The sequence below is a fragment of the Limnothrix sp. HT2024 genome, assembly GCF_059138625.1.
This window is the reverse complement of the sequence record NZ_CM181121.1, coordinates 2,612,512-2,638,828: the sequence shown is the minus strand read 5'-3', so window position 1 is coordinate 2,638,828 and position 26,317 is coordinate 2,612,512. Positions and strand designations below refer to the sequence as shown.

Below are 26,317 nucleotides of genomic sequence, written 5' to 3'. Positions count from 1 at the left end.
CAACGTGAGTCCTTTGATTTTGAAAAGGGTAAATTGTGCAAGATTTAATCCCGGCTTAAGGATACTTAAAATTCAAGCAGAAACCCAACTCGGAATCAGCTATTCTGAACTAGGCCTTAACCTATGATTCGGGTTTTTGTTTCTGCAAAAGTTGGAGCAGTCAGTGTTAGAAAAATAACCCAATTGTCTTGAACGGGGCGGCAAATTAGATGGCCCTCATCCATGAACCCAAAACACTCCTGATTTCCCCAAGGGTGATTGCTAAAGTTTTGTTCTGGAACTGACGCTTGGCAACCTGGGTCATCGAGGCGGCTGGTTGGGATGCAAGGGCCTTGGGGAAAAGCTCAATGGCCGGGAGCCAAAATTTTGGATCAGGAATTGGCGAAGATCATCGGCTAGGATCGACGCAACTTTCAGGCCGTTTGGATAACTCCCATGTCTGCGACAGCATCGTTTATTCGCCAAAGCCAACTGCTGGGCCGCTTGGTGCTCGATCGCGCCACTACGGAAACTCTGGGCCATGTGGCCGCCCTGTGGGTTGATCCGCGAGCAGCCCGGGTGTTGGGGATTGTGATTCGATCGGGGCCGTTGCCGCTGAATTTGTCCTTGAAGTTGCCGCTGGGCGGCCCGTTGCGAGCCTGTGCCTGGGGTCAGGTGGTGGCGATCGGGGCGGATAGCGTGTTGGTGGATCTGGGGACTCAAGGGGAGAGCCTGCAACAGCCGGAGGGAGCTTTTGACCTAGTGGGTCACGAGGTTTGGACTGATGGCGGCAATCGGATTGGCACGGTGGCGGATCTGGAGTTGGATCCAGCCGTGGGCCGGGTTGATCGCTACCTTTTCCGGCGCGAAGGTGTGGCGGATGTGGCCTATAGCTTGCCGGCCGGAGCGGCCATCAGCGGCGGGCCGAAGCGGCTGTTGGTGGTGACCCAAGCGGCCGAGGCGGCCGAAGCGGTTCCTTTGACGGCCGCTTGGGATCAGGCTTTGGATTCGGTGCAAACGTCGGTGCAAACCACCCTGCGCCAAGTTCAGGAAAAGACAAAGCCGATCGCCGAAACGGCCCGCAGTCGGTTTGCGGATTTGGCCCGGGAAGCCCGCGATCGAGCCAAGTCCTTGGCGGACACGGCCCGCACCCGCGCCACGGAACTGACGGAAACCATGCGCGATCGAGCCGATCGGTTGACCCAGGAAAGTCAGTCACTCCAGCGCGATCGCCCCGCTGGAAATTTGCCCGCCGCCCCAGAGAATGCTGCGACGGATGATGATGATCCGATCGACCTGTGGGATGAAGATTCCCCCGCGATCGACACGCCCGCAAGCCCGATCGAAACCGATTCCCACCAGCCACCTCAAGCCTAGGCAGCGCCTCAAGGCTGAAATCATGCGTCTTCGCCATTGGCCGACTGTGCTGAATCCTGGGCAGAAGGGCGATCGGGCGGTTGCACCGGCAACAAGTTCTGTTCTTTGAGATGGCCCAACAGCCAATTAACCGCCGTGGCCCGTCGGGTTTTGCGGGGCACTAATTCCCCCACCTTGTAGCCCTTGAAGCCCAGATATTCCTTCAGCAATTGCTTATTCTCGGCGGGAATCGATCGAGTCAGCTTTACCGTGGCTGGGCGGCTTTCAATAAAGTTCGGCGGTTCTGGATAATCCCCTTGCCAGTCAGCCGGAGCCAACCAAGCTTGGGCGCTTGGATCCCATTGGTAACCCAACCCATGCCACAGCAGTTGATTCACCCGGTCATCCTCTAGGCGATCGTCTAAAATGTCCCACAGCAGCTCGATCGTGAGACTGGGCAGGCGATCGGGGAATCCGTCCGGTAACGCCACCGCTGAGAGTTCCGTGCAGTTTGGCTCCTGACAACTACTCATGATAAACCTCTGTTTAAAACCGCAATTAACTCATAAATTCTATAAATTGATTACATTGAATATTACATCAAAAAATAGCGTTGAATCGTCATAAAGTTCAATCGATGATGCTCAATCAATCAAATTAAGTGTATTTTATCCCAACATTTAACTTTGTGATTGTTTGACTCGATCGATACCCAATTTGCTTCAAATCTTCTATCTTGATTGCCCCATTGCATTAACCCTGGAATGACTCAGCAATTGTCTAGTCTGCACCTTATAACGACATCATTCCTCGCTCCAGCCGCCTGAACCAAAACCTAATCATCGGGATGCAGGGAAACACAACTCCCGATCGTTCGATTTTGGAGACCTATTGCGTTTTCTTCTTCATCCAATCTTTAATTTAAGTAATCATCAACCAATCTTTGCTGAATCTTTAAAAATCCCCCTTGATTCCGCCAAATCTTAAGGCTAAGTTAGATTCCATAAGGGGTCATAAAAGCGACGCGGAATGCCACGCGGTCGAACTTTGCTCTCAATACCCATCCTCCTGTGGAAGATATGAAATCTTGGTTTGCCCCCAGTGTTGCACTTGCAACCATTTCGCTGAGTTCCATCGCGGCTCCCGCACTTGCCCTCAGCATCAGCTACTCCGATGCCTATGTGCCAAGCGCCAGCACGGTTACGACCCTGAATGCCATTGATGGCTTTACGGGTGGACTCACAGACGCAGAAGCCCGAAACGGCCTTTACGGTCTCACAGATATCAACCAAGTCTTATCGATTCAGAAATTCGATCCTAGCCTCGGAACGCTGAAATCGGCCAAGTTGACCTTTGATACGGGGCTTTGGCAAAAGGCCTACTATGAGCACTTTGGCATCGCTGCCCCATCTGGCGCGTCCGTAGACTTTGATTTTTCGGCTAACTTGAGCCTGAAATCGAGCGGTGGTTCGTCGATTTTTGACATTCCCCTCACGGGTGCCCATGATTTCACAGTGTCCTCGTTTGATGGGGGCTTTGACTTTGCTGGCACTTCGGGCCGGAAGTTTTCCACTTCTTTGAACGGTCAATATCAACAAGCCAAAACCATCACTGATGCCGCAGCTTTGGCTGGCTTCATTGGCGCTGGTTCGATCGACTACACCTTCTCCGCTTCGGCTCTGTTCAGTGTTTTTGGCCCGGGTAACTTGAATGCCGGTGTGCTGACCTTGGCTAAAGGTGCGCTGCGGGTTGATTACGAATACGAAAAAGAATCCACCTCCGTGCCAGAACCTACCGCGCTGTTGGGTCTTGGTTTGGTGGCTGGTGGGGCAATGGTTCAGCGTCGCCTGCGGGCTGCAGCACCCCGAAACTAGGTTGCAAGGCCTGTCAATGGCAGCTCGGAATAGCTCGCTAGTCGATCGAACCCTAGCCAATTTAGGGATGAGGCTGGGGGACTGAAAAGATAGCCCGAGCTGCTCTTGATTGCGACCCTGTGGACTGCACAACTGAATTGCACAAGTTGGTACTGTTGAGATTGGGTTTGGCGATCGCTGAACCCAATCTTTTTTTTGAATGATGTTGATGGCGATCGAAGTATTTTGATGATTCTGTTGACGATTCGGCGGCTAGGGTTGCTTGTTTTGAATGTGCCTTGGGCGCTATAGGTCATCAGGATTGAGGCCCAGCTCTCGTAATTTGGCCGCCAGGCGATCGGCGCGTTGTTGAGCATCTTCAGCTTGAGCTTCAAAGGCCTTGGCTTGCACTTGAAACAGTGACGATCGCTCCTCGGGGGTCAGGTAGCGATCGCCCGCCTCGTTGAACCAATAGAGCCATTCGCGGTCGATCGCTTGGAATGTCCCGATCTGCCGGCCAATCCCTAATTCCAGTTCCGGCATCCAGAACGGTTCACCACTTTGCCGTTGATAAACCCCATCAATCAGCTTGTAAATCTCAAAGGGATCGTGGCGATCTCGCTGATAGTGATCGGGGTTATAGATGCAGTAATACAGCACACCCAAATCGGCATAGCGCAGCAGTTTTTGATCGTATTCGCCACCCTTGGTTTTTGAGACAATTTCCAACACGAAAATGGGCGGAATCTCGTCCTCCATCCACATCGCATAGCTCAATCGCAATTGCTCGCTGCGTTGCCGGGGAACCCCCACACTCAGGAAGCCATCGGGACAAAGGGCGGGCTGGAGCTGGCCATTTCGATAATAGAAAATGCCCATGTCCACGTTCCAAGTCCAATCGGTGCGATCGCCCCACAGCCAAGACAGGATCGAGAGCAACAAATTGGGCAACAAATTTTGAATTTCGTGATCCACAGGCTCGTCATCGCAGGACGGTAAGTTCAGGTATTCGGCGTAACCGGGCTTGTGGATTTCCAACATGGTTCACGCTCCTAAAAGTCAACCCTGTAGGGGCGTATGGCCGTACGCCCCTACCCGAATCTGCCTTGATTATTTTGGCTCGCCTGCATCCGACGGATTAGACGAAATGAAGTGGGATTAATAATGCAAAAAAACAATCCCACTGCCATTTTAGTCATCGCGATCGGGTCGATGTTGGCACTGCTTGCTGAGGGGGTGTCGTCGTTTCGCCCAAAACCCTGATTCCACCGTGAGCGAATCGTGGGGGGCAAGGGGCTTAAGCCCCTTGTTACAACCATTGAGGCCTGGAAAATCAACCATTTCAGCTTGTTACCAGGAAATGACGACAGGCCCTACACCGTTGCACCCACCAAGGCCGCAGGTCGATCGCCTAAGGATTCCACCTTCCACCGATCAAGTTCACCCAGGGCGCGATCGCGGTATTGGCCGTAGCGTTCCTGTTTGTTGCGGATCTTGGTCGGCAGCTCCGGCAGGATGCCAAAGTTCGGCGGCATCGGTTGGAAATGCTTGGGTGAGGCGGAGCTGATGAACTCGAATAGCGCGCCGCTCATGGTCACGGGAGGCAGGGCGATCGGCTCCAGGCCGCGAGCAATCCGCGCCGCGTTCGTTCCCGCCAGCCAGCCGCCGGCCGTGGCCGCCGTGTAGCCTTCCGTGCCGATCAGTTGCCCCGCCGCCAGCAGCGTCGCACGGCCCTTGAACTGTAAGGTGGCGCTCAACAGTTCCGGTGCGTTGATGAAGGTGTTGCGGTGCATCACGCCCATCCGCACAAACTCGGCATTTTCCAAGCCGGGAATCATCCGAAACACGCGCTGTTGCTCGCCCCAGCGTAGGTTGGTTTGGAAGCCGACCATGTTCCACAGTTGCCCCGCCTTGTCCTCCTGGCGCAGTTGCACCACGGCGTAGGGGCGTTTGTCGCGGTTGGCGGGGTCGCGCCCGTCGCCCAGCCGGGAATCGAACAGACCCACGGGTTTCAGGGGGCCGTAGCGCATGGTGTCTTCGCCGCGCTGGGCGAGTTCTTCGATCGGGAGGCAACCCTCAAAGAATTTGGCACTTTCGCGATCGAAATCCTTCAGGGGTGCTTGTTCCGCCGCGCAGAGGGCTTGGTAGAACTGCAAATATTGCTCCCGGTTCATGGGGCAGTTGAGGTATGCGGCCTCGCCCTTGTCGTAGCGGGAAGCCATGAAAGCCACGTCGCGATCGATCGACTCGCCCACCACGATCGGGCTAGCCGCATCAAAAAAGCTCATGTAGTCCCGGCCGGTGAACTGCCGCAGATCGTCGGTTAAGTCCGGGCTGGTCAGGGGCCCCGTGGCCAACACCACCACGCCATCGGTGGGAATTTGCCGCACTTCCTCGCGCCGGAAGTCCACCAGCGGATGTTGGGCCAGGGTCTCGGTCAGGTCGCGGCTAAACTCGGCGCGATCGACCGCCAAGGCCCCACCGGCCGGAACTGCGTGATGATCCGCCTTGCCAATCACGATCGACCCGAGCCGCCGCAATTCCTCATGCAGCAAGCCGGCCGCGCGATCGGCAGACATCGCGCCAAAGGAGTTGCTGCAAACCAATTCTGCCAAATGTTCCGTGTGGTGGGCGGGGCTGAGGCGTTCGGGCCGCATTTCATAGAACACCACGGGCACGCCCGATCGCGCCACCTGCCAGGCTGCTTCGGTGCCGGCCAGCCCGCCGCCAATCACATACACCGGCTGTAAATTCGACATGGCTTACCTCAGCGATCGCCCAAACTTGCAGAAACCGAGATGAATAGCTTATAGCAATTTGTTTGAAAGGCTGTTTGAAAAATATCTTTTGGCGCGAGCCAAGCACCGATAGTTGTGGGGTCAAGGGGCTAGAGCATATTATCTTCGTCGATTACTAGGGCGTGCGGAATGTCAATTTTAGCTTTTCAGATGTGGCTTTTCAGACAGTTTTTCTAAGCCCCTTGTCACCGTCGATCGCTCTAGAACTCCACATTTTCAAACAACTCAGCCAAGCCAAACTCCACATCAACCGATGACAACATCACCCGATCGGTTAATTCGCCATGCTCCACCATTAACCACTTATGAGCTTCCTGTTTAATATGTTGTTCCACATAGGGTCTAGTTTGATCAATGAGCAAATATTCTTGAAAACTTGGAATTGTTCGATAATCGGAAAATTTTTCACTCCGATCATAATTCTTAGTAGAGTTAGACAACACCTCAATGATCAAAATGGGTTCAGTCACCGTGTCCGTGCGTCCCTCTTGTAGAGCGATCGGACGCGGCACAACCATCACATCCGGATAGGTATAAACCTGCCGCTCAGGAATCCAAAGACGTTGATCCGTCACAAAAACTTGCAGAGGACGGCCTTTGAGCGCCAGCCTGAGTAACACGGTCATTGCTCCAATAATTTCATTGTGAGTCGGTGTCCCACCAGTTATCTCCAGCACTTCTCCATTGCGATATTCGTGACGGGTTGTTGCAGTCGTCTCTAAGGCCAGATACTCTTGCGGACTATGAATTTTCTGAGAAGTCACAATAGCAGTCATAATCAATTTTCTCCTGATTTAAAACTCATCTCAAAACTCATATAGGCAACGAATGATTAGCAAGATTTGATATCAGTGTATGAAAGCTTGAGTCAATTTCAAAATATCTATAAATTTCGCAAATTGCTAACCAATCAACTCCTTCAATCAATTAATTTTTGAATCCAATTACAGCTTTTACCGCATTTGATAAGCATAGAGATCTGTAGCGCCTGTAGGGTGGGCAATGCCCACCGACTAACAGCTTCATGGTATTTGCGATCTGACGTACCAATTGTTTGAGGTAAAGACTGTATCGCTGGTCATCGGTCATTGCTCAGGCTGATAGAAACCGAATATTTAGCTAGCCCAGCCGTAGCTGCGGAGATGTTTGCCACAGTAGCCGATCGCAACTTTTTCGGTTTCAAAGTCCAACTCAAAATAGATTTGCAAGTTGTGGACTGCGTTGTTTTTGCCCAAGGTGAGATGTTTAAACATCCGCTGTTTGCGGCCCCCATGGCGAAAGTCCCGATCGCTCCCATATCGGGAACCGGTCACCTGGTGTTCCGTGGGCTTGAAGTCCAAACCATAGGCGCGGAAACCCTCCCGCCAACCGCCCATCGATCGCCCTTCCCGTTTGGCCAGCAGGGAGGCGCGGCCAATTTCCGCGATCGCCCGTAAAGCTTGATAAACCTCGCTGGGGCGACCAAATTGGGACTCGGCCGCCGCCGATCGGGCAGAATCCCAAATTTCCAACACATCACCAAATTGTTGTTCCGCCGTTTCCACCGCTGCCAACACCGTTTCAAAAGCCCCCGCACTGGCCAACTCGTCCGTTTCCGAGTCGCTTGCTTCCGCTTCGGTCGGTTTGGGTTGATATTGCAGCAGGCTAGCCAAGTTGCTTTGGCTTGTGTTTAGCTCCGCTTCCAATTCCGCCACGTAATCCCGTAAATGGGATAGCTCCCCTTGCAGGGCCGATTGCTCATCCCAGGTTTGTTCCACATCAGTGCGAATGGCTTCCAGGTCGGCCCGCTCCTTTTGCAGCAGCCGATCGCGCTCTTGGAGTTGGGTTTTCAGGGTCTCGATCGTCCGTTGGTGGTTGGTGGCCTGCTCTTCCAGGGTTTCCAGTTGCAGTTGTAGTGCTCGCTGGCTGGTTTCCAGGGTTTGGCGCTCGTGGTTTTCGTGATCTAAATCTCGCTGCAACCGCTCCAGCCGTTGTTGATAGCGCCAGCGATCGAGCACCCGCATGGACACCACCCCGATCGTCAGTCCCCCCAAGGCTTGGGCCGCATTTTGCCAGAGGGTTCCTTGGCCCCAGGCGGAGTCTGTCACCTCCACGCTGGCCAGCCCCAAGGCGGATCCGTGGCTAACCACACTCCCCACGCCCACCACCGTGCAAAATGCCACCACGCTCAGTCCCAAGAGCGCCAATAACCGCATTCGATCGCCTGTTTCCATACCCGAATTAAGACCGCCGACCTGTGTGAGAAGCTTCCTCGATTGTAGACGCGCCACTCTGGATTGTGTGGCCCCTACCCGTCATGATTTCCAAAGCGAGGGATTATCAATCCCTATTGTTTTGGGAGTTTAAACTAATGTTAAAAGTTGATTTTGAAAGCAGCGGTTTAAAGCGAAGATTTTAAGCCAAGGTTTAAAGCCAATTCTAAGGTCGCCATCTGTTTGTGATTGAGGGATAGTTGAGTGGCGCTCATGCTTGACCAATCTTGGTTTGATCTTGATTTTGCTTTAAGTTGACCTTGGTTTGATCATGCTTCAAGGGGGGCTTGGTTGGGATTGAACTTAGATTGAACTTGAATTAGAAAACCGGGAGAACCCGCTCAGGACTCTCCCGAATCTGCATTCATTCACTCTTCTAGGTCGGCAATTGCACTGAAACGGAAGTGCAACATCATCGTTCAAGATCAAAGTTCAAAGCCAAAGCGAAAGACCGCAGTGCAACGCTTTCAACCATGGGCCAGTTGCCCTAGCCGATCGACAGCTTCACAACTTTGTTCTTTTCTTCTTCCACCTTGGGCAACCGCAGTTCCAAAATGCCATTTTGATAGTTGGCAGTGGCTTGGGCATTTTGTACGCGGGTGGGCAACGAGATCACTCGCTGGAATTTGCCGTAACGAAATTCAGTGCGGAAAGTGCTGCCTTCTGGGACGGTTTTCTCGGAGCGCCGCTCACCAGCGATCGAAACAGAGTCCGCCGTTACTTCCACATCAACGGTCTTCGGATCAACGCCCGGTAGTTCCAGGCGCAACAGGAGCGCATCAGCGGTTTCTTCCAGTTCCGCAGCCGGTGCGTGGTGCAATTCCGGATCGATCGCCAAGGGAGTCATCAGTGCGCCATCCAAGAGTCGATCAAAACGCCGACGGAGTGACTCAATTTCTCGATAGGGTTCCCAACGAATCAAGGTCATTTTAGCCACCTCGCTAACTCCTGAAATCAACAACTGGGGAGAAGGGCTTGCTTGAGAATTAACCTCAAGAATCGAGTTTAATCTTGCTCGAACTTGCTCGATTTTGTTCGATTTTGTGTGGAGCGTTTTGCTCTGCACAATCTCAAGATAGCTCTTTCAAATAGAAGCCTGATTCGGTTTGTACGACCCATTCAAGGGCAGTTCCCACACCTGAGTTTTAAGCAATCAATCAATTGCTGAAGTATGATGCCGAAAGCCGAGGTGCTTGATGGCTTTTACTTCTGGCGGTTGAGGATCTATGGAGAGAATGAAAATTCTGGAGCGGCGCAGTCAAATCTCAATAAAATTAAGAATGTTGCAAGGATAAAAACCGTACTTTGGAGGGTCTGAAAACCGATGGTTTGTCTGATGGGGGGCGGACATTCAACAGGATCCGAACCGGGTGCTTAACTGGAAACTAGGAGTGACTGTTGGGAGGGATGGCTGGATGGGTTGTGGGCTGGATTCCGTGATCAATAGCTGGGCTGGCTGCTCGATCGCGCCTGTCCTGTTGGCGCTTCCAACCACGGACAGCGATTGGCGGTGGCTGGCGGGTGGCATGGGGCTGTATTTGCTGTCTTCGGCGGCAACGGAAATGGGAACCCGCCGCCCGATCGGGGGGCGATCGCCCAAGCACCCACCAAGGGACGATTCCCCATCAGCGGGCGATCGGGAATCGTCTGTGCCTCCCCAGCCTTAGGAAAACCTTTTAAGATCGAGCAGTTGCGGCCCAGGGATCACACCCCCAAATCGGAACCGATCGCATTGAAATTGCATTGAAATTGCGCTGCGCCTTGCATTGAGATTGATCGAACCCCGATCAAATTGCCCATGAATGTTCAGGAACTCCTCGCCATGTTTTTTGGTTTAAAGCAAAAGTCCACGATGCCCACCGCCAAAGAAGCGTTACCGGGACGATCGACCAAAATGCCCATCAAGAATCAGCATTTTGTGAATGGCAACCCGATCGAGGGGCCCTTCCCGGCCGGTTTGGAAACGGCCCTGTTTGGGTTGGGTTGTTTTTGGGGAGCCGAGCGCAAGTTTTGGCAAACCCCCGGCGTATTTTCCACGGCCGTGGGCTATGCGGCCGGGCACACGCCCAACCCCACTTACCACGAAGTTTGCACGGGCCTGACGGGCCACAACGAAGTGGTGCTGGTGGTCTATGACCCGCAACAGGTGAGCTACGAGCAACTGTTGAAGGTCTTTTGGGAAAGCCACAACCCCACCCAAGGGATGCGCCAGGGCAACGATGTGGGAACCCAATATCGATCGGGCATCTATACCTACAACGAAGCCCAAAAGGCGGCGGCGATCGGCTCCAAGGAACAGTACCAAGGGGCCCTGACCCAAGCGGGCCATGGGGACATCACCACGGAAATTCTGGATGCGCCGGAGTTTTACTACGCGGAAGACTATCACCAGCAATATTTGGCTAAAAATCCCGGCGGCTATTGTGGCCTGGGCGGCACGGGGGTGAGCTGTCCCGTGGGCTTGGCGGTTTAGGGTTCGTTGCTGTGTCTGTTTCGGCCGTTGGTTGTCTTGGGGTTGCCCTGGGGGCCCGGCGGCCGATCGTTCCTTTGTTGGCCCCGGTGGGCCCCTTGCCATGAGCGCGATCGCGATCGATCTTCAGCCGGACTTGGCCTTGGACGATGCCACCTTTGCCCGCATCTGTCGCCAAAATCCCCACTGCAAATTTGAGCGAACCGCCGCAGAAGAATTAGTGATCGTGGCCCTCACGGGAGGCAGAACGGGACAGCGCAACTCACGCCTCACGGCGCGGTTGGTGTTGTGGAATGAAGAGACGGGCTTGGGCGAGGTGTTTGACTCTTCCACGGGGTTTAAACTGCCGAACGTAGCCATTCGATCGCCCGATGTTGCTTGGGTCAGTCGCGATCGCTGGTTGGCCCTCAGCGCTAAGGAACAGGATAGCTATCCGCCCCTTTGTCCTGATTTTGTGGTGGAGCTAAAGTCGCCCAGTGATGACTTGGGCCAAGTGCAAGCAAAGATGCAGGAATATATCAACAATGGGCTGCGTTTGGGGTGGTTGCTGGATCCGGCGGAGGCGATCGCCCAGATCTACCGACCCGATCGCCCGGTGGAAACCCTGAAATCCCCCACCACCTTGAGCGGCGATAGTTGCTTACCGGGGTTTTCCCTCTCTTTGGCCGGCATTTTGGATTCCTAGATTTTGAATTCCTAGATTTTGGATTCCTAGATTTTGGATTCCTAGGAGGTTGATGGGGGAGCGGCCTGAGGGGCTGGCGATCGTTGGCCAAACATGGCCGTGATTGCCGTGTCGAGGGTGGGTTGCATCACAATTCGATCGCCATGGGCCACCACCAGCCGAATCAGGGTCGGCAGGCCGCCCGCATCGGCCGCGAGATATAGCGGCTCCACATAGAGAATAGACCGCCCGATCGGGATGGCGACTAAGTTCCCTTGAATCACCTTGGAACCCTGGCGATTCCAAAGGCTAATTTGGCGTGCAATGTCCGGATCTTGATTAATGCGGGCTTCCACCTGCTCAATCCCAAACACCAGCCGATCCTTGGGGAATTGATAGAGCAAGAGTCGGCCGTAGCGATCGCCATCGGAGCGGGCCGCCAACCAGCCAATCAGGTTGCTGCGCCTGGCGGGGCTGAAGGGCAACAACTGCACAAACTCCGGTTGGCTGGTGCCGGGCAGTTGCATCAGGGCAAAGTAGGGCTGAATCGGTTGGGGCTGGTTGCCGTAAATTTCGTTGGGAATTTGCCACAAATCCTCCCGGTTATAGAACTCCTGGGGATTGCTCATGTGATAGGTCAGCAGCTTTTCCGATTGCACGGCAAACAGATCGATCGGGTAGCGGAAGTGCGATCGAATGGCCGGCGGGCATTGGTCGATCAGGTGAAAGAGTTCCGGGAACACCGCTTGCCAACTGCGAATCAGTGGATCATCCCCATCGGCCACATAAAACCGCACCGTGCCGTTATAGGCATCAATCACCGCTTTTACGGAATTGCGAATGTAATTAAAACCGGCGCGGCTGGGTTCGGAATAGGGATAACGGCGGCTGGTGGTGTAGCCATCCACAATCCAAAACAGGTGGCTGCGGCGATCGAACCCATCGGCATCCGCCGCCGATTGCAGGTTCACGGCCACGGCGTAGGGATCGCGATCGAACTGCAAGAAGGGGGCGATCGTCCGTACCCGTTCCCGCACATTCCGCCGCCAGAGCAAGCGCGTGTCCGGCGTGAGGTTATTGGTCAGCAGTAACTGCCAATCGCGTAGATAGGCCGCCAACAGCCACCGCTTCCACCAGTGATCGCCCAGTAGCACCCCGCCTTGACCGTCGTAGTGGTTATAGGCGTTGTCATTGCCTCGGGGATAGTCCAACTCTTGGGCTGCGGTCGGAGCCAGGATGTAGGTATTGGTCAGCTCACCAAAGTAGACCCGGGGCCGATCGAGGGGAATGCCCTGGCTCACCTGTTCATTGGCGGCCCGCAGGATGCCGCCGCCCGTGTCATCAGTGCCGGAACCAATATCCCGAACCCAATAGAGCGGTAGTCCACCGGCTCCCACTTGGTTGGCGGGACTGAGGGTGAAGCCATAGCCGTGGGTGTAGACCAAATGGCGGTTCAGCCAAGTTTGGGCCGGGGTTGACAGGGCGGTGGTGTCCAACTCCCGCATGGAGAGGATGGTGGGATGGAGGGTCGATCGGTCTGTGGCGGCCGGGGCCGAGTTGGGCCGATCGGGCAATCGGTACCGATCGAGGTCTGCGTTGGCAAAGCGGTAATAGGAGCGGATTTGTTGTAACTGCCGATTGGTATCTAGCAGCGGGTTCGTGTCCCAAAGGCGCACACTGTCGAGGGTGGGTTCATAGGTTTGCAGATCCGCCGCGCTGAGGGTGGCTTGGGGGTCAAAGGATTCCGCTTGCACCCGATCGAGGCCAAACGCTGATCGGGTAAAGGCAATGTTGCGCTCAATGTAGGGCCGTTCCCGCTCCAGCTCGTTGGGTTCCACAATTGCCCCCTGCACCGCCTCGGGCAACAGAAAACCCAGACTGATGCCCCCGATCGCGTAGCACAACAGCCCGATCGCCACCAACCGGGGCGGCAAATCCGGCCGGCGATCGCCCGTGGGTTGTGCCACCCGGCCATCCAGCCAGCGCCGAGGTTGCAACCCCGTCAAGGCATAGCCCAGCAGCCAAACCCCACTGCCCAAGGACACCAACCCCAAGCCAATGTTGGCTGGCAACTGCACGCGAATATCCGCAAAGCCGGCTCCATAGGCAGCACCTCGGGTGGAATTGAGCAAATCAAAACAGGCAACCCCGGCGCTGATGCCCGCTGCCAACAACACCAACCCCAAGAGGCCGCAGCCATGCCGCCATTCCCCCACCGTGAAGCCGGGAAATCGCCCCCGCGCCAAGGATTTCTGACTGAGCAGGTAATATAGCCCCACCAACAGGGCCGACCAAAGCAACAGCCCGATCGCCCAAAACTCCAACAGTTCCACCAGGGGCAAGCCAAACACAAACCAGCCCACATCCAACCCAAACACCGGATCCACCTGCTGAAATCGGCTGGGGTGGGCGGCCAGCAAAATCGTCGCCCAATGTTGGGAGCCAATCCAGGCAAAGTTCAACGCAGCGATCGCCCCTAAGGCCCGCAAGCCCCACCTCGGCGCGATCGCCCCCAGGGCCCAAAGGCATCCCGGCAGCGCCAACCACCACCATTGGCCCGATCGCAACGGCTCCAGCAGTTCCCATAACAACAGCGGTTGCAAACGAGGAACCGCCGTGGGTAAGGCTTCCCGCCCTGCCGTCCAGCCAATTTGCCCGTAATGCACCACCAGCAGGGCCAACCCCAGGGCTAACAATCCCGACACCAGCAGCAATGGCAGCAAGTCTAGCCGGCCGCCCACCAGCCGTTCCCCGCGCGGTTCGATCGCCCGAGGCATCACCCACCAGGGGCGATCGGGATCAGGGCCCAGGGCCACCGACTCCCGGCGATTGAGCTGTTCCGCCAGCCACAGATTGCCCCACAGCACCGCCAACGACCCGATCGCCCCCACCCCAAACAGAGCCGCCTGCACCGCCAGCCGCATCCACCAAAGGGAGCCATAGCCCAACTGGCCAAACCAAAGGCCATCCCCCAGCCAGCGCACCGCCAGCCCGATCGCCAGCACAAAACCCAACCCGCCCAGGGCCCACCGCCAGGGTTGCCGCCTGGCTCGATCGGGGGCCGCCATGGGGGGCGTTGAATTGACAGCCAAGGGCGATCGCGTCCGGGTCATCGAAAGTCTCCAGCCTCAATGAACGTTGTCTAGCGGAATGTTGGAAAAAAAACAACTGCTCCGCGCCGCCGCCCCTGGGCAACAGCCACCATCAGGCCGACGATTGAGGCGATTTAAAGGCCTGACGCACTTTAGGCCGAAACAGGTAGAACAAAATCAAAAGGGCGATCGCCAATTGAAACCCCAACTGCGACAGGGTTGAGGCCGGAACTGAAGCCGATCCTAGGGCGATCGAACTCACTAGAGACTGTCCCAAACTCAAAACCTGCAAAATTTGCCAAATTAATGTCAAAATCCAAGCCCATTGCTTCAACTTCCAAAGGCCATATCCCAGCAATCCCCCCACCAGCGAGAGCAACACCCCAATTCCCCCAAACACCAAAATCAATGTCGGAACCATCCCCAGCATCATCGCCTGGGCTTGCGGATCTGAATTGGAACCGGCGGTTTGGAGTTGCAGTTTGAGGCTCTCGATCGTGCTATCCACTAAAAATTGCCGCCATTGGGGAATCACCAACACCGACAAACTGAGCAAGAACCCAAAACCACTATAGAAAAACTGCAAGCCCGCCAGAATGGTCACACCTAAGGGGCGCTTGGTCATAATCTTTGGATTGATTGCCAGATCACGCCTCGGTTATAGCAACGAAATCCGAAACGTTCTGGGGCAAATCGTGCTATTTCTGCAAGGGATTTCTCGGGAATTTCTCTGGAGTTGCCCCGGCCCATGAAAACGAAAGTTTCGCCCCTGAACCCGATTTGGCTGTTTCTGATTGCCTTTGCCACGGTGGTGGCGGCCTATGGCGGCAAGATGAAACCCCTGACGGAGGCTTCCTTCAAAGGGGCGGGCAGCGCGGTGGAACTGGCGATCGGGCTGGTGGGTTCCATGGCCCTGTGGTTGGGGATTATGCGGGTGGCGGAGGAAGCTGGGTTGATGCAGGCGATCGCCCGGGCGATTCGGCCCGTGATGGTGCGGCTGTTTCCGACTGTGCCGCCGGAGCATCCCGCCATGTCCGCCATGATCATGAACTTGGCGGCCAATGCGCTGGGCTTGGGCAACGCGGCCACGCCTTTGGGTTTGAAGGCGATGAAAGAACTCGATCGCCTGAATCCCAACCCCGGTACGGCCACCAACGCCATGTGTTTATTTTTGGCGATTAACACGGCCTCGGTGACGCTGATTCCGTTGGAGGTGATCGCCGTGCGGGCCAGCGCGGGCACGACCCAACCGGCCTCGATTGTCCTCACCACCTTGATTGCCACGGCGATCGGGACTACGGCCGCCGTCCTCGCTGCCAAGTTTGCGGCCCGCCGATCGCCCGACCCGGCCCCAGAAATCGCGCCAACCGAGCCGATCGCGGACGCGCCTGAAAATTCCGAGGCGATCGAACCGGCCGTGGACACCGCCCCGCCGCCCGTGTTGCATCCCCCCAGCCGCGTTGGTCAACTGGTCTTTGGTGGGTTGGTGCTGGCCTTTCTCGGGGCGATCGTCCAAAAGGTGATGCGACACGGTTTTGGCTTTGTCTTCAGCTTGGAAGGTTTCACCACCATTTCCAACTGGGTGCTGCCGATGTTTATCAGCGGCTTCTTGATTTTTGGCTACTTTCGCGGCGTGCGGGTTTATGAAGCCCTGACCGAGGGCGCAAAAGAAGGCTTTGAAATTGCTGTGCGGGTGATTCCGTTCATGGTGGCGATTTTTGTGGCGATCGGGATGTTTCGAGCCAGTGGCGCGTTGGAACTGCTGACCAACCTGCTCACCCCCGTCACCGCCTTGATTGGGATGCCCGCCGAAGCGCTGCCCATGGCCCTGATTCGCCCCCTGTCCGGTAGCGGGGCGTTTGGCTTCATGTCGGAAATTGTGAAAGCCAACCCCAACAGCTTCCTGGCGGATTTGGTTTCCACCATGCAAGGTGCATCGGACACGACGTTCTATACGCTGGCGGTCTATTTCGGCAGTGTGGCGATTATTCGGACGCGCTATGCCTTGCCGGTGGGGCTGTTTGCCGATGCGGTTAGTGCGATCGCCTCGGTGTTGGTTTGTCGGCTGCTGCTACCGGGCGCGGCCTAGGCGATCGCCCCGAAACCTTGCCAGGCAAGGGGCTTAAGCCCCTTGTCTACTGATAGTTAAGCCCCTTAACGGATCGCCCCTGGATCGCTATCTTTAAAAACAGACCACACAACCACCTTTCAAGGACGAGTTAGCAACCCCATGGCCAAAGCAATTTGGAACGGAACCGTGATTGCCGAGAGCGATCGCACCGAAGTTGTGGAAGGAAACCACTACTTCCCGGCCGATTCGATTAAGGCGGAATATTTCCAACCCAGCAACACCCACACCACCTGCGGCTGGAAAGGCGTGGCCAGCTACTACACGATCGCCGTGGATGGCCAAACCAACCCCGATGCGGCTTGGTACTATCCTGAACCCAAGGATGCGGCCAAGAAAATTGCCGGTTACGTGGCCTTCTGGCGCGGCGTGAAGGTGGAAGCGTAATGATTGGGGGCGATCGCGCGATCGCCCCCACCGCGAAACGGTTAACATCCTGGCAAGGCAAGGTGCTCCAGCCCCTTGTCCCAATGACTGTTCCCTGTCGATTTTCCTGAGCTTGCGCCGGATATGTCCCCCGAAATTGCCGCCACGATCGAAATTTTGTCCGCCGACGAGTTGCGCCGCACCGTCAACCGGCTTGCGTCCGAAGTGGTTGAGCGATCGGGCGACCTCTCCAAAGTGGTGCTCGTGGGCATCTACACCCGGGGCGTACCCCTGGCCAAACTGTTGGCCCGCCAAATCGAAATGCTCGAAGGCGTAACCGTCCCCGTTGGCGCACTGGACATCACCTTCTATCGCGATGACCTCGACAAAATTGGCCCCCGCACCCCCGAACGCAGCGATATCCCTGTCGATCTCACAGGCAAAATTACCGTTTTGGTGGATGACGTAATCTTCACCGGCCGCACCATTCGCGGAGCCTTAAACGCCACTTTGGACTATGGCCGGCCCGAGTCCATTCGGTTGTTGTCCTTGGTCGATCGGGGCCATCGCCAACTGCCCATTCACCCGGACTACACCGGCAAAGTGCTGCCCACCGCCAAGGACGAAAAGGTGAAAGTTTATCTCCAAGAATTCGACGGCCGCGATGCGGTCGAACTCAGCCGCGCCCCCGTCAATTAGTTTCTAAATCAATTGCCAAATTTCTTGGAGCGATTGGCTCAAAAAGATGGATCAAACCTTAGCAGCCAGTGAAATTATTAAACAAGTCATTGAGCACTACGCTCAGTTCCAGCCTTCTCACGGCAAAATTCGACTAGAAACAATTTTTGATGATCGCCAGGGTCGTTATGCACTAATGCAAACAGGATGGGATCGCGATCACCGCATTCGTGGAAATCTAATCTACGTTGTCCTAGAGCAAGAAATGATTAGGATTGAATATGATGGGATGGAACAGGGAATTTTCTACGATTTAGTCAAAAAGGGAATTTCACCTGAAAGGATTGTCCTGGCATATTTACCAGATTGCCCCACTGGTGCTCGTCTTGATTTTGATAGAAATAGCTCATCGAAACAGTCTGTAATAGCTTAGGTTTTATCAGAAAAAAACCTTGATTGGCTTCAAGCAAATTAAGACCAGTACATTAGGCTATCATGCTTGTCAATCTTTGATTATCAAATATGGTTGCTACAGGAGTTCAAACCAATCTATTTGACTTGTTAGCGGTCAATCACCGGCAAGCCATTACAACAACCTTCAAATTTGTTGATCTGTTTGCAGGGATTGGTGGGTTTCGGATTCCGTTAGAACAATTAGGTGGCTGCTGTGTGGCCTATGCAGAAATCGATCGGGATGCGATCACCACCTATGAACAAAACTTTCTGAGTGATAGTTCTGATCACGAACCCAACTTGGGTGATGTTTCTGCGGTTGATCAGCTACCCAACAATCTCGATTTGGTGGTGGGCGGTGTTCCCTGCCAGGCCTGGTCGATCGCGGGTAAAACCTTGGGATTTGATGATCCACGCGGTCGCCTATGGTTTGATGTGTGTCGGCTAGTTCGTCAGGCGCAACCCAAGGCATTTTTATTTGAAAACGTCAAAGGACTCACGGAACCCCGCCATCGAAATAGTCTAGATTTTATTGTTCACCAGCTCCATGACAGCGGCTATTACGTTTATTGGACTGTTCTAAGTAGCTATGATTTTGGATTGCCGCAAGATCGTGATCGGCTCTTTTTAGTCGGTTTGCGTAATGATCTGGAGCGCGCGGGGCAATTTCAGTTCCCTGCCGCCAGCGATCGCCCCCGCAAACTCTATGAAGTCTTAGATGATTTACCTGCCTGTTTAGAACCCAAATTAAAGTTTTCGCCGCGATCGCTCTTTGGTGAAAAGATTCCCGCTTCCCGTGGCCGGTTCCAAAAGATTGATGAACTCAATGATTTTTTCCTGTTCAGTGATGTGCGTGATGGCCACAGCACCATTCACTCTTGGGATCTGATTCCAACGAGCGATCGAGAAAAATTCATCTGTATGACCCTGCTGAGAAATCGCCGTAAAAAGAAATATGGCCCCAAAGATGGCAATCCCCTTTCCCTCACGGATTTTCAAGGGCTGATTCCTGATCTAGTCCAGGCTGAAATTACGGCTTTGGTACAAAAAGAAATTTTGCGAGAAGTCACAGCCGATCGCTTTGATTTTGAAAACTCCAAAATTTCAACCGGTATTCAGGGCGTATCACGAATTTTCTTGCCGACTGCTGAGGCGATCGGCACACTAACCGCTAGTGGAACCCGTGATTTTGTAGCGACAGCGGCTCTCGGCGGCTGTGAACCCAATACCTATAAGCAGCAATTTTTGGAAGAAATTTATTACCCCGGTCGATTTCGATCTCTTACAGCCCAGGATTATGCCAAGCTGCAAGGGTTTCCGGAAACTTTTATGCTCCATCCCAATAGCAGCATCGCTAAGAAACAATTTGGAAATGCTGTTTCCATTCCGGTGGTTGCAACGATCGCTCGATCAATTTTGCATTGTTTTTAATTTGGGATAGATTCTAGGGACTGCTTAGCGGTATAAGGTATCATTTTTGACTTTTTGAGAGGGTTGAAAATAAAATAAAGATGTGACTCTTGGTAAAGAAACCCACGTGCTATGCTCGTTTTACGTCAAATTTAGAGGAAAAGCGATAGTTATCATGGCTTAGTCACAGATCGCCTTCAGGGTATCTAAAAGCATTTCTAGCTTGATTAAGACGGTAAACCGTGGCGGCTGGCGTGGATCTTGCATAACTTTCCAGTGAGGTGAATTGATCAAAGGCTCATCGTGGTGGTCTGGGATCGCCTGGGTTTTTGGTTGGGATACTTTAGCTGTTAGGAGATGCTGTTTGCGGCTGTGATCCCGATCGCTCCCCTAGGCTGAGAACAAATTGATAGAACCAGTGGGGAGATGGTCTGATGCAAGATCGGCAGACCTAAGCTAGTATTCGCGCCAAATGATGGGCTTTTGCTGTGTTTTGGGGGAGTTTTAAAGCTAATTGGGGGCAAATTTAGCTGCTTTGACCTCCGTTAGCCGGATGCGCTCGATTTTTCTCGCTCAAAAACAAGTTCTGTCATGTCCCTTCCGTTTCCTATGCTGACGGTTTCTGAACTGAGGGCGGCTATCATCCGCCAACCATTGGTGGTTGATGCGGCAGCAACGGTCTGGGATGTGGTTTCCCTGATGAGCGGGTTACCGTCGGCTCAGGCAGATCCACAAAAGGCGGCGATCGGGTCTCGCCCCAGTTGCGTGCTGGTGAGGGTGGACGATCGGGTGGTGGGCATTTTGACAGAGCGAGATTTGGTGCGCTTGAGTGCGCAACAGTGCCCGCTTGATCGCCCGGTGACCGCCGTGATGACGCGGGAACTGGTGATGCTGCGGGAGAGTGAGTTTACGGATTTGTTTTCCACCATTCATCTGCTGACGAAACATCGAATTCGGCATTTGCCCGTGGTGGATGAGGCCGATCGCCTGTTGGGGCTAATTACCCAGGAAAGTTTGCGCCAGTTGGCCCGCCCGATCGACCTGCTGCGGTTGCGCCAAGTCCAGGAAGTGATGAGCCGATCGATTGTGGTGGCCAGCTCTCACGCCTCCCTGTTGGAATTGGCGCAATTAATGAGTGAGAACCAGGTGAGCTGCGTGGTGTTGGTGGATCCAGCCCATGACGCGATTGGGGCGATCGATGATCCGGCAGCGAAATCAGAGAGCGATCTGGATGGCGATCTGGATGGCGATCTTGCTGCTGCCTCATCTCTACAGCCGATGGGCGGGCCACCCGTGGGCCTGGTGACCGAGCGGGATATGGTGCAATTTCAGGCCCTGGGGTTGCCCTTGGATCAAACCAGTGCCCATCTGGTGATGAGCAGTCCGGTGTTTAGCGTCAGTCCCCATACCAGCCTGTGGGAGGCACAACAGTTGATGGCCGATCGCTGGATTCGGCGATTGGTGATCACCAATGACCAGGGGCAATTGCTGGGCATTCTCAGCCAAACGCGCCTGCTCCAGGCCTTGAATCCGCTGGAAATTTACAACTTGGCGACGGTGCTGGAAACCCAGGTGTCGCAGTTGGAGCAGGAACGATTGGCGCTGCTGGAAAGTCGAGCGCAGGAACTGGAGCGGGAGGTAGCCGAGCGCACTGCCCAATTGCAGCAACAGGCGGAACGGGAAGCGCTGTTGCGGGAGGTGGCCACGCAAATTCACAATGCCCTGGATTTGCACACCATTTTGGAAACGACGGTGCAGCAAGTGCAACGGCTGCTGAACTGTGCGCGGGTGATTGTCTATCAATTTGAGGGCGATTGCAGCGGCGTGACGATCGCGGAGGCTTTGGCGGATCCGAGCAATTTAGATCAATCCCTTTTGGGGCGACGGGTTCAGGATGCTTGTTTAGGGTCGGCTTTTTTGGATCCCTTTCAGCGGGGCCAAGTGCGGGTGCTGGAGGATGTCACCACTGCGCCGCTGTCAGACTGCCACCGAGATTTGCTGCTCAGTCTTCAAATGCGGGCCCAACTGATTTTGCCCTTGCTGGTGGGCGATCGCCTGTGGGGGTTGATGGTGGCCAGTGAGTGCGATCGCCCGCGACTTTGGCAGGCGACGGAAATTGACTTGCTCCAAGCCCTGGGGGTGCAGGTGGGAATTGCCCTCAAGCAGGCCACATCCCATGCTGCCTTGGCGGCGGAATTAGAAGAGCGTCGCCGGGCCGAGGCCGCCTTGCGAGAAGCGGAAGCCCACCAACGGGCCCTGGTCAGTGCGTTGCCGGATTTGTTAGTGCGGCTGAATGCTGAGGGGATTTTTCTGGAATTTGTCGCCAATCCTGAGTTCGATCGGGTTGGCGATTTGAATAGTTGGGTGGGCAGGCATGTATCGGAATTGCTGCCCCCGGTGGCGACCCGGAAGCGGATGAAAGCCATTCAGCGAGCTTTGGCCACCAAAACCGTGCAGTTCTATGAACAAAATCTGTCCACCCATGAGGTGTTGCGGATTGAGGAAGTGCGGGTGGTTCCCTACCGCGATGACGAGGTGTTGGTTTTGGTGCGCAACATCAGCGATCGCAAACAGGTGGAGTGGCAACTGCGGGATTTGAATCAGTCCTTGGAGCGACAGGTGGCCAAGCGCACCACCACCCTGCAAATTCGGGAAGCCCAGATTCGGGCGATGGTGGCGGCCATTCCCGATCGCCTGCTGCGGGTGACCCCTCGGGGCCAATGCCTGGACTACAGCACCCTCACCCAGGTGCAACATCCCTGGGGTCGTTTCAGCGCCGAGGTGGCCGGTGATCCTTCGGAGGCAGCGGAAACCCCAACCCTTTCCCAGTTGGCCGATTGGGTGGCGGCTGATCAGCTAGAGGCGGTTTTGGAGGCGGTGAACCGGGCGATCGAAACCGGCCAACTGCAAGTACTCGAGCAGCGGCGGATCCTGGGCGATCGCGTTCTGGATGAGGAATTGCGGATTGTGGGCAGTGATGCGGATGCGGCCCTGGTGATGGTGCGGGATGTGACGGAGCGCAAGGCCGCCGAAGCCCAACTTCAGGAACGGGAGGCTCGTTATCGTGGCCTGATGGCGGGGGCTAGTGACGCGATCGTGGTGACCAACCTCCAAGGGGAAATCCTGGAAGTGAATCGCAAGGCCGAGGAACTGTTTGGCTATGACCGCGCCCAACTGATCCAGATGCACCAATCCCAGTTGCACCCGATCGATTGCGAAGAGGAGATGGTGCAGGCCTTCCAAACGGTGATTACGGATGGTTCCTGTCAGCTCACCAATGGCCAAATTCAGCGGGCCGACGAGCAAGCGATTCCGGTGGAAATTACCGGCTCGATCGTGCAAGTGGGCCAAACCCAACTGGTGCAAGGCATCTTTCGGGATATTCGCGATCGCAAAAATGCCGAACGCCAATTGGCCGACCTGTCCCAACGGCTCACCCTTGCCCTGGAATCCGGCGCGATCGGCTGTTGGCAATGGAATATTCGAGCCAATACCCTAGTTTGGGATGAGCGGATGTATAGCCTGTATGGGGTTGTGCCCGTGGAACCCGGCCAAAATCAGCGCCTGCCCTACGACATTTGGGCCAGTTCCGTTCATCCGGACGATCGACCGGCCACCGAACAGTTGCTCTATGCCGCCACACGCGGCGAAGCCCGTTACGACACCGAGTTTCGGGTCATGCTTGCCGATGGCACAGTCCGCCACATCAAGGCCTATGGCGAGCTGCTTTGTGATGCCCAAGGTCAGCCCCAAAGCATGATCGGCGTGAACTATGACATCAGCGATCGCAAACAGGCCGAAGCGGCCCTGCGGCAAAGCGAAGAGAAATTTCGCCGCGTGTTTGATTCCAACGTGGTGGGCACCATTTTCACCAATTTTGAGGGGCTGATTGTTGATGCCAACGATTGCTTCTTGGAAATGCTGGGCTACGATCGCCTGGACTTGCAAGCCGGGCGCTTAAATTGGGCCGAACTCACACCGCCTGAACATCGAGCGCAAGACATCACGGCCATTGAACACCTGCGGCAACATGAGGCGATCGCCCCTTGGGAAAAGGCCTACGTGCATCGGAATGGCCATTGGGTGTGGGTGTTAATTGGCGTGGCCATGATTGCGCCCGAAACCGGTAGCTGTGTTTGCGTGGTGGTGGACATCAGCGATCGCAAACGCTCTGAAGAAGCCCTGCGCGAGAGTGAAGAAAAATTCCGCCAATTGGCCGAAGCCGTGGACTCGGTATTTTGGATTTTGGATCTCAACCGCACCAATCGAATCTACGTCAGCCCCGCCTACGAGCGGATTTGGGGCAGACCCAGCGAAGAACTCTACATCAGCCCCGACAGTTGGGCCGCCAGCATTCACCCCCTGGATCACGATCAGGTTTTAGCTGCCATTCCCAAACAGTTAGCGGGCGAATTTGACGAGGAATATCGGATCCTGCGGCCCGATGGCGAACAGCGTTGGATTCGCGATCGGGCGTTCCCCATTTGCAATGCCCAAGGAGAGGTCTATCGCCTCGCGGGCATTGCCGAAGACATCACCCCCCTCAAGCAAGCAGAACTGGAGCGAGAACGGCTGCTTCAGGAGTTGGCCGCCTTTAAGTTGGCGCTGGATGCCTCCGCGATCGTGGTGATTACCGATGCCCAAGGGATCATGACCTATGTTAACGATCGATTTCTCGCGGTTTCTGGCTACAGCCGCGAGGAATTGATTGGGAAAACCCATCGGTTGGTGAAGTCTGGCCACCATCCCGCCTCCTTCTTTAAGGACTTGTGGGACACCATTTTGGCGGGGCAAATTTGGCGCGGAGAAATTTGTAATCGCGCGAAAGATGGCCGGCTCTATTGGGTGGACAGCACGATCGTGCCGTTCCTCGATCGCGCAGGACAACCGATTCGATTTTTGGCCGTTCGTTTTGACATCACCCCGCGCAAACGAGCAGAAATTGACCTCAAAAATAGCAACTTCCTGCTGTCCACCATCAGCCAAGCCCAAACGGAATTTATTACGGCCGCCAATCGATTAACCATCTTTGAAGGCCTTCTGAATGGCCTATTAGAACTGACCGAAAGTGAATATGGCTTTATCGGGGAAGTGCTATTTCGAGGCGATGGTAGCGCCGCGATCGAAGAAGGCTTTCTCAAAATTAAGGGCGTTCCCTTCCTGCAATCCCACAGCGTCACCAACATCGCTTGGGATGCAAATACGCAAAAGTTCTATGAAGATAACTATGAAACGGGAATGCAATTTACCAACATGAACACGCTCTTTGGCGCTGTGATCATGACCGGTAAGCCCGTGATTGCCAACAGTCCCAGCACCGACCCCCGCAGTGGCGGCACACCACCTGGCCACCCCCCCTTGCAGGCATTTTTAGGCATTCCATTCTATCAAGGCAATCAATTGGTGGGGATGATTGGGATTGCCAACCGGCCCGGCGGTTATGAGTCGAGCATGGTGGGTTATCTAGAGCCATTTTTGGTCACCTGTAGCACCCTGATTGAGGGCTATCGGGTCGATCGCCAGCGCCGCCAAGCCGAGGAACAGCTTCAATGCACCAATGATGAATTAATTCGAGCTACTCGCCTGAAAGATGAGTTTTTGGCCAACATGAGCCATGAACTCCGCACACCCTTGAATGCCATTTTGGGCATGACTGAAGGGTTGCAGGAACAGGTTTTTGGCCCGATTAATGATAATCAGCGCAAAGCCTTGGGGACGATCGAGCGCACCGGCTCCCATTTGCTCTCCCTGATCAATGACATTTTGGATGTGGCCAAAATTGAATCGGGGCAACTGGAATTGGATCAAGCACCCACGCCGATTGTGCCCCTTTGTCAATCGAGTTTGACCTTCATTAAGCAGCAGGCCCTGAAGAAGCAAATTCAAGTAGAAACCCAAATTCCGAGTCAGTTACCCCCCGCATTGTTAGATGAACGACGAATGCGGCAGGTGCTGATTAATTTGCTGAATAATGCGGTGAAGTTCACGCCGGAAAATGGGCGTGTGACGCTGTTGGTTTCCCTGGAGCAGTTTGCTGCCCAGGAATCTCAATCGCCTCAATCTTGGCTGCGATTTTCCGTCATTGATACGGGAATTGGGATTGCATCGGATCAGTTAGATCGGCTGTTCCGGCCTTTTGTCCAAATTGATAGCTCGCTTAATCGTCAATACGAGGGAACGGGGCTGGGGCTGGCCCTGGTGAAGCGGATTGTGGAACTCCACGGCGGCCGGGTGGGGGTCACCAGCAAGCTGGGGAATGGCAGTTGCTTCACGGTCGATTTGCCCTACCATCCCGGCCGGACGATCGCGGAGGCTGGTGATGATCAGTCACCGGCCAATTTGGATTCATCGCTGGTGATTGAATCAACGGATGGGGGCCGATCGCCCTGCATTTTGTTGGCGGAAGATCAAGAGGCCAATGTTAATACGATCGTCAGTTATTTAACCGCCAAAGGATATCGCATGATCTTGGCCAAAAATGGTGCAGAGGCGATCGCCCAAGTGCAGCAATCGCAGCCCGATTTGGTGTTGATGGATGTGCAAATGCCGGGGATGGACGGCCTGGAGGCGATGCAATTGTTGCGGCAAAGTTCGGAATATGCCAACTTGCCGATCGTGGCGCTCACGGCGCTGGCCATGGAGGGCGATCGCGATCGCTGTTTGGCGGCCGGAGCCAATGAATATTTAACGAAACCGGTGCGCCTGCGCCAGTTGGTGACCACGATTCAAAACCTGCTGCCCCAGTTTCCGAGCTAGTCGCGTGACAGGCTTAAGGCCTTGGGTCAACGTTGCGGAGCCAGTCATGGTAACAAGGGGCT

19 protein-coding genes and 1 pseudogene are annotated in these 26,317 nt (G+C 54.9%); 12 read left to right on the top strand and 8 right to left on the bottom strand.

Annotated features, from left to right (window positions below; genetic code table 11):
* Window positions 1-435: 435 nt before the first annotated feature.
* Complete coding sequence (locus AC2IAX_RS10560) at window positions 436-1,356, top strand: hypothetical protein (protein WP_494387468.1); 921 nt, start codon at window positions 436-438, stop codon at window positions 1,354-1,356.
* Between the two features lie 20 nt (window positions 1,357-1,376).
* On the opposite strand, the gene AC2IAX_RS10555 is transcribed toward AC2IAX_RS10560, so the two are convergent.
* Complete coding sequence (locus AC2IAX_RS10555) at window positions 1,377-1,796, bottom strand: DUF1823 family protein (RefSeq protein WP_494390356.1); 420 nt, start codon at window positions 1,794-1,796, stop codon at window positions 1,377-1,379.
* 618 nt (window positions 1,797-2,414) lie between these two features.
* Here AC2IAX_RS10555 and AC2IAX_RS10550 point away from each other — a divergent pair.
* Complete coding sequence (locus AC2IAX_RS10550; protein ID WP_494387467.1) at window positions 2,415-3,209, top strand: choice-of-anchor E domain-containing protein; 795 nt, start codon at window positions 2,415-2,417, stop codon at window positions 3,207-3,209.
* A 285-nt stretch (window positions 3,210-3,494) separates the two neighbouring features.
* On the opposite strand, the gene AC2IAX_RS10545 is transcribed toward AC2IAX_RS10550, so the two are convergent.
* From AC2IAX_RS10545 to AC2IAX_RS10525, 5 genes are all read right to left on the bottom strand, one after another.
* Window positions 3,495-4,229, bottom strand: a complete 735-nt coding sequence (locus tag AC2IAX_RS10545; RefSeq protein WP_494387466.1) for a Uma2 family endonuclease — start codon at window positions 4,227-4,229, stop codon at window positions 3,495-3,497.
* A 332-nt stretch (window positions 4,230-4,561) separates the two neighbouring features.
* Entirely contained in the window at window positions 4,562-5,947 is a 1,386-nt protein-coding gene (gene trmFO, locus AC2IAX_RS10540; RefSeq protein WP_494387465.1) for an FADH(2)-oxidizing methylenetetrahydrofolate--tRNA-(uracil(54)-C(5))-methyltransferase TrmFO, read from the bottom strand.
* A 239-nt stretch (window positions 5,948-6,186) separates the two neighbouring features.
* On the bottom strand, window positions 6,187-6,762 hold the full coding sequence (locus AC2IAX_RS10535; RefSeq protein ID WP_494387464.1) for a Uma2 family endonuclease: 576 nt from the start codon (window positions 6,760-6,762) through the stop codon (window positions 6,187-6,189).
* Between the two features lie 339 nt (window positions 6,763-7,101).
* A complete protein-coding gene (locus AC2IAX_RS10530; RefSeq protein ID WP_494387463.1) occupies window positions 7,102-8,199 on the bottom strand; it encodes a hypothetical protein in 1,098 nt (365 codons plus the stop codon).
* Between the two features lie 526 nt (window positions 8,200-8,725).
* Window positions 8,726-9,166, bottom strand: coding sequence for an Hsp20/alpha crystallin family protein (locus AC2IAX_RS10525; RefSeq protein ID WP_494390355.1), 441 nt, complete (start codon window positions 9,164-9,166; stop codon window positions 8,726-8,728).
* A 487-nt stretch (window positions 9,167-9,653) separates the two neighbouring features.
* On the opposite strand from AC2IAX_RS10525, the gene AC2IAX_RS10520 reads away from it, so the two are divergent.
* From AC2IAX_RS10520 to AC2IAX_RS10510, 3 genes are all read left to right on the top strand, one after another.
* Window positions 9,654-9,905, top strand: a complete 252-nt coding sequence (locus AC2IAX_RS10520; protein ID WP_494387462.1) for a hypothetical protein — start codon at window positions 9,654-9,656, stop codon at window positions 9,903-9,905.
* A 155-nt stretch (window positions 9,906-10,060) separates the two neighbouring features.
* Window positions 10,061-10,711 (top strand): peptide-methionine (S)-S-oxide reductase MsrA, encoded by a 651-nt coding sequence (gene msrA / locus AC2IAX_RS10515; RefSeq protein WP_099534929.1) that lies wholly within the window; start codon window positions 10,061-10,063, stop codon window positions 10,709-10,711.
* 31 nt (window positions 10,712-10,742) lie between these two features.
* Window positions 10,743-11,393, top strand: a complete 651-nt coding sequence (locus AC2IAX_RS10510; protein ID WP_494387461.1) for a Uma2 family endonuclease — start codon at window positions 10,743-10,745, stop codon at window positions 11,391-11,393.
* A gap of 41 nt (window positions 11,394-11,434) precedes the next feature.
* Here the strand turns inward: AC2IAX_RS10510 and AC2IAX_RS10505 are convergent, their stop codons facing one another.
* Both AC2IAX_RS10505 and AC2IAX_RS10500 read right to left on the bottom strand, forming a co-directional pair.
* Window positions 11,435-14,485, bottom strand: a complete 3,051-nt coding sequence (locus AC2IAX_RS10505; protein WP_494387460.1) for a UPF0182 family protein — start codon at window positions 14,483-14,485, stop codon at window positions 11,435-11,437.
* A gap of 91 nt (window positions 14,486-14,576) precedes the next feature.
* On the bottom strand, window positions 14,577-15,089 hold the full coding sequence (locus AC2IAX_RS10500) for a hypothetical protein (RefSeq protein ID WP_190353652.1): 513 nt from the start codon (window positions 15,087-15,089) through the stop codon (window positions 14,577-14,579).
* A gap of 123 nt (window positions 15,090-15,212) precedes the next feature.
* Here AC2IAX_RS10500 and AC2IAX_RS10495 point away from each other — a divergent pair, with 123 nt between their 5' ends.
* The 7 genes and pseudogenes from AC2IAX_RS10495 (at window position 15,213) to AC2IAX_RS10465 (ending at window position 26,255) form a co-directional block, all read left to right on the top strand.
* A complete protein-coding gene (locus AC2IAX_RS10495) occupies window positions 15,213-16,553 on the top strand; it encodes a nucleoside recognition domain-containing protein (RefSeq protein ID WP_494387459.1) in 1,341 nt (446 codons plus the stop codon).
* Window positions 16,554-16,694: 141 nt separating this feature from the next.
* Window positions 16,695-16,979: a DUF427 domain-containing protein gene (locus AC2IAX_RS10490; RefSeq protein ID WP_494387458.1), complete on the top strand. Its 285-nt coding sequence runs from the start codon at window positions 16,695-16,697 to the stop codon at window positions 16,977-16,979.
* Between the two features lie 123 nt (window positions 16,980-17,102).
* Complete coding sequence (pyrR, locus tag AC2IAX_RS10485) at window positions 17,103-17,657, top strand: bifunctional pyr operon transcriptional regulator/uracil phosphoribosyltransferase PyrR (RefSeq protein ID WP_494387457.1); 555 nt, start codon at window positions 17,103-17,105, stop codon at window positions 17,655-17,657.
* Window positions 17,658-17,703: 46 nt separating this feature from the next.
* Window positions 17,704-18,069 carry an element excision factor XisI family protein gene (locus AC2IAX_RS10480; RefSeq protein ID WP_494387456.1) on the top strand — a complete coding sequence of 122 codons (366 nt, stop codon included), beginning with the start codon at window positions 17,704-17,706 and terminating at the stop codon, window positions 18,067-18,069.
* A gap of 89 nt (window positions 18,070-18,158) precedes the next feature.
* On the top strand, window positions 18,159-19,520 hold the full coding sequence (locus AC2IAX_RS10475) for a DNA cytosine methyltransferase (protein WP_494387455.1): 1,362 nt from the start codon (window positions 18,159-18,161) through the stop codon (window positions 19,518-19,520).
* Between the two features lie 570 nt (window positions 19,521-20,090).
* Window positions 20,091-24,428: pseudogene (locus tag AC2IAX_RS10470) on the top strand (PAS domain S-box protein); the annotation flags it as partial.
* Window positions 24,417-26,255 carry a hybrid sensor histidine kinase/response regulator gene (locus tag AC2IAX_RS10465; RefSeq protein ID WP_494390354.1) on the top strand — a complete coding sequence of 613 codons (1,839 nt, stop codon included), beginning with the start codon at window positions 24,417-24,419 and terminating at the stop codon, window positions 26,253-26,255. The pseudogene AC2IAX_RS10470 and the gene AC2IAX_RS10465, both read left to right, overlap by 12 nt.
* Window positions 26,256-26,317: the final 62 nt, after the last annotated feature.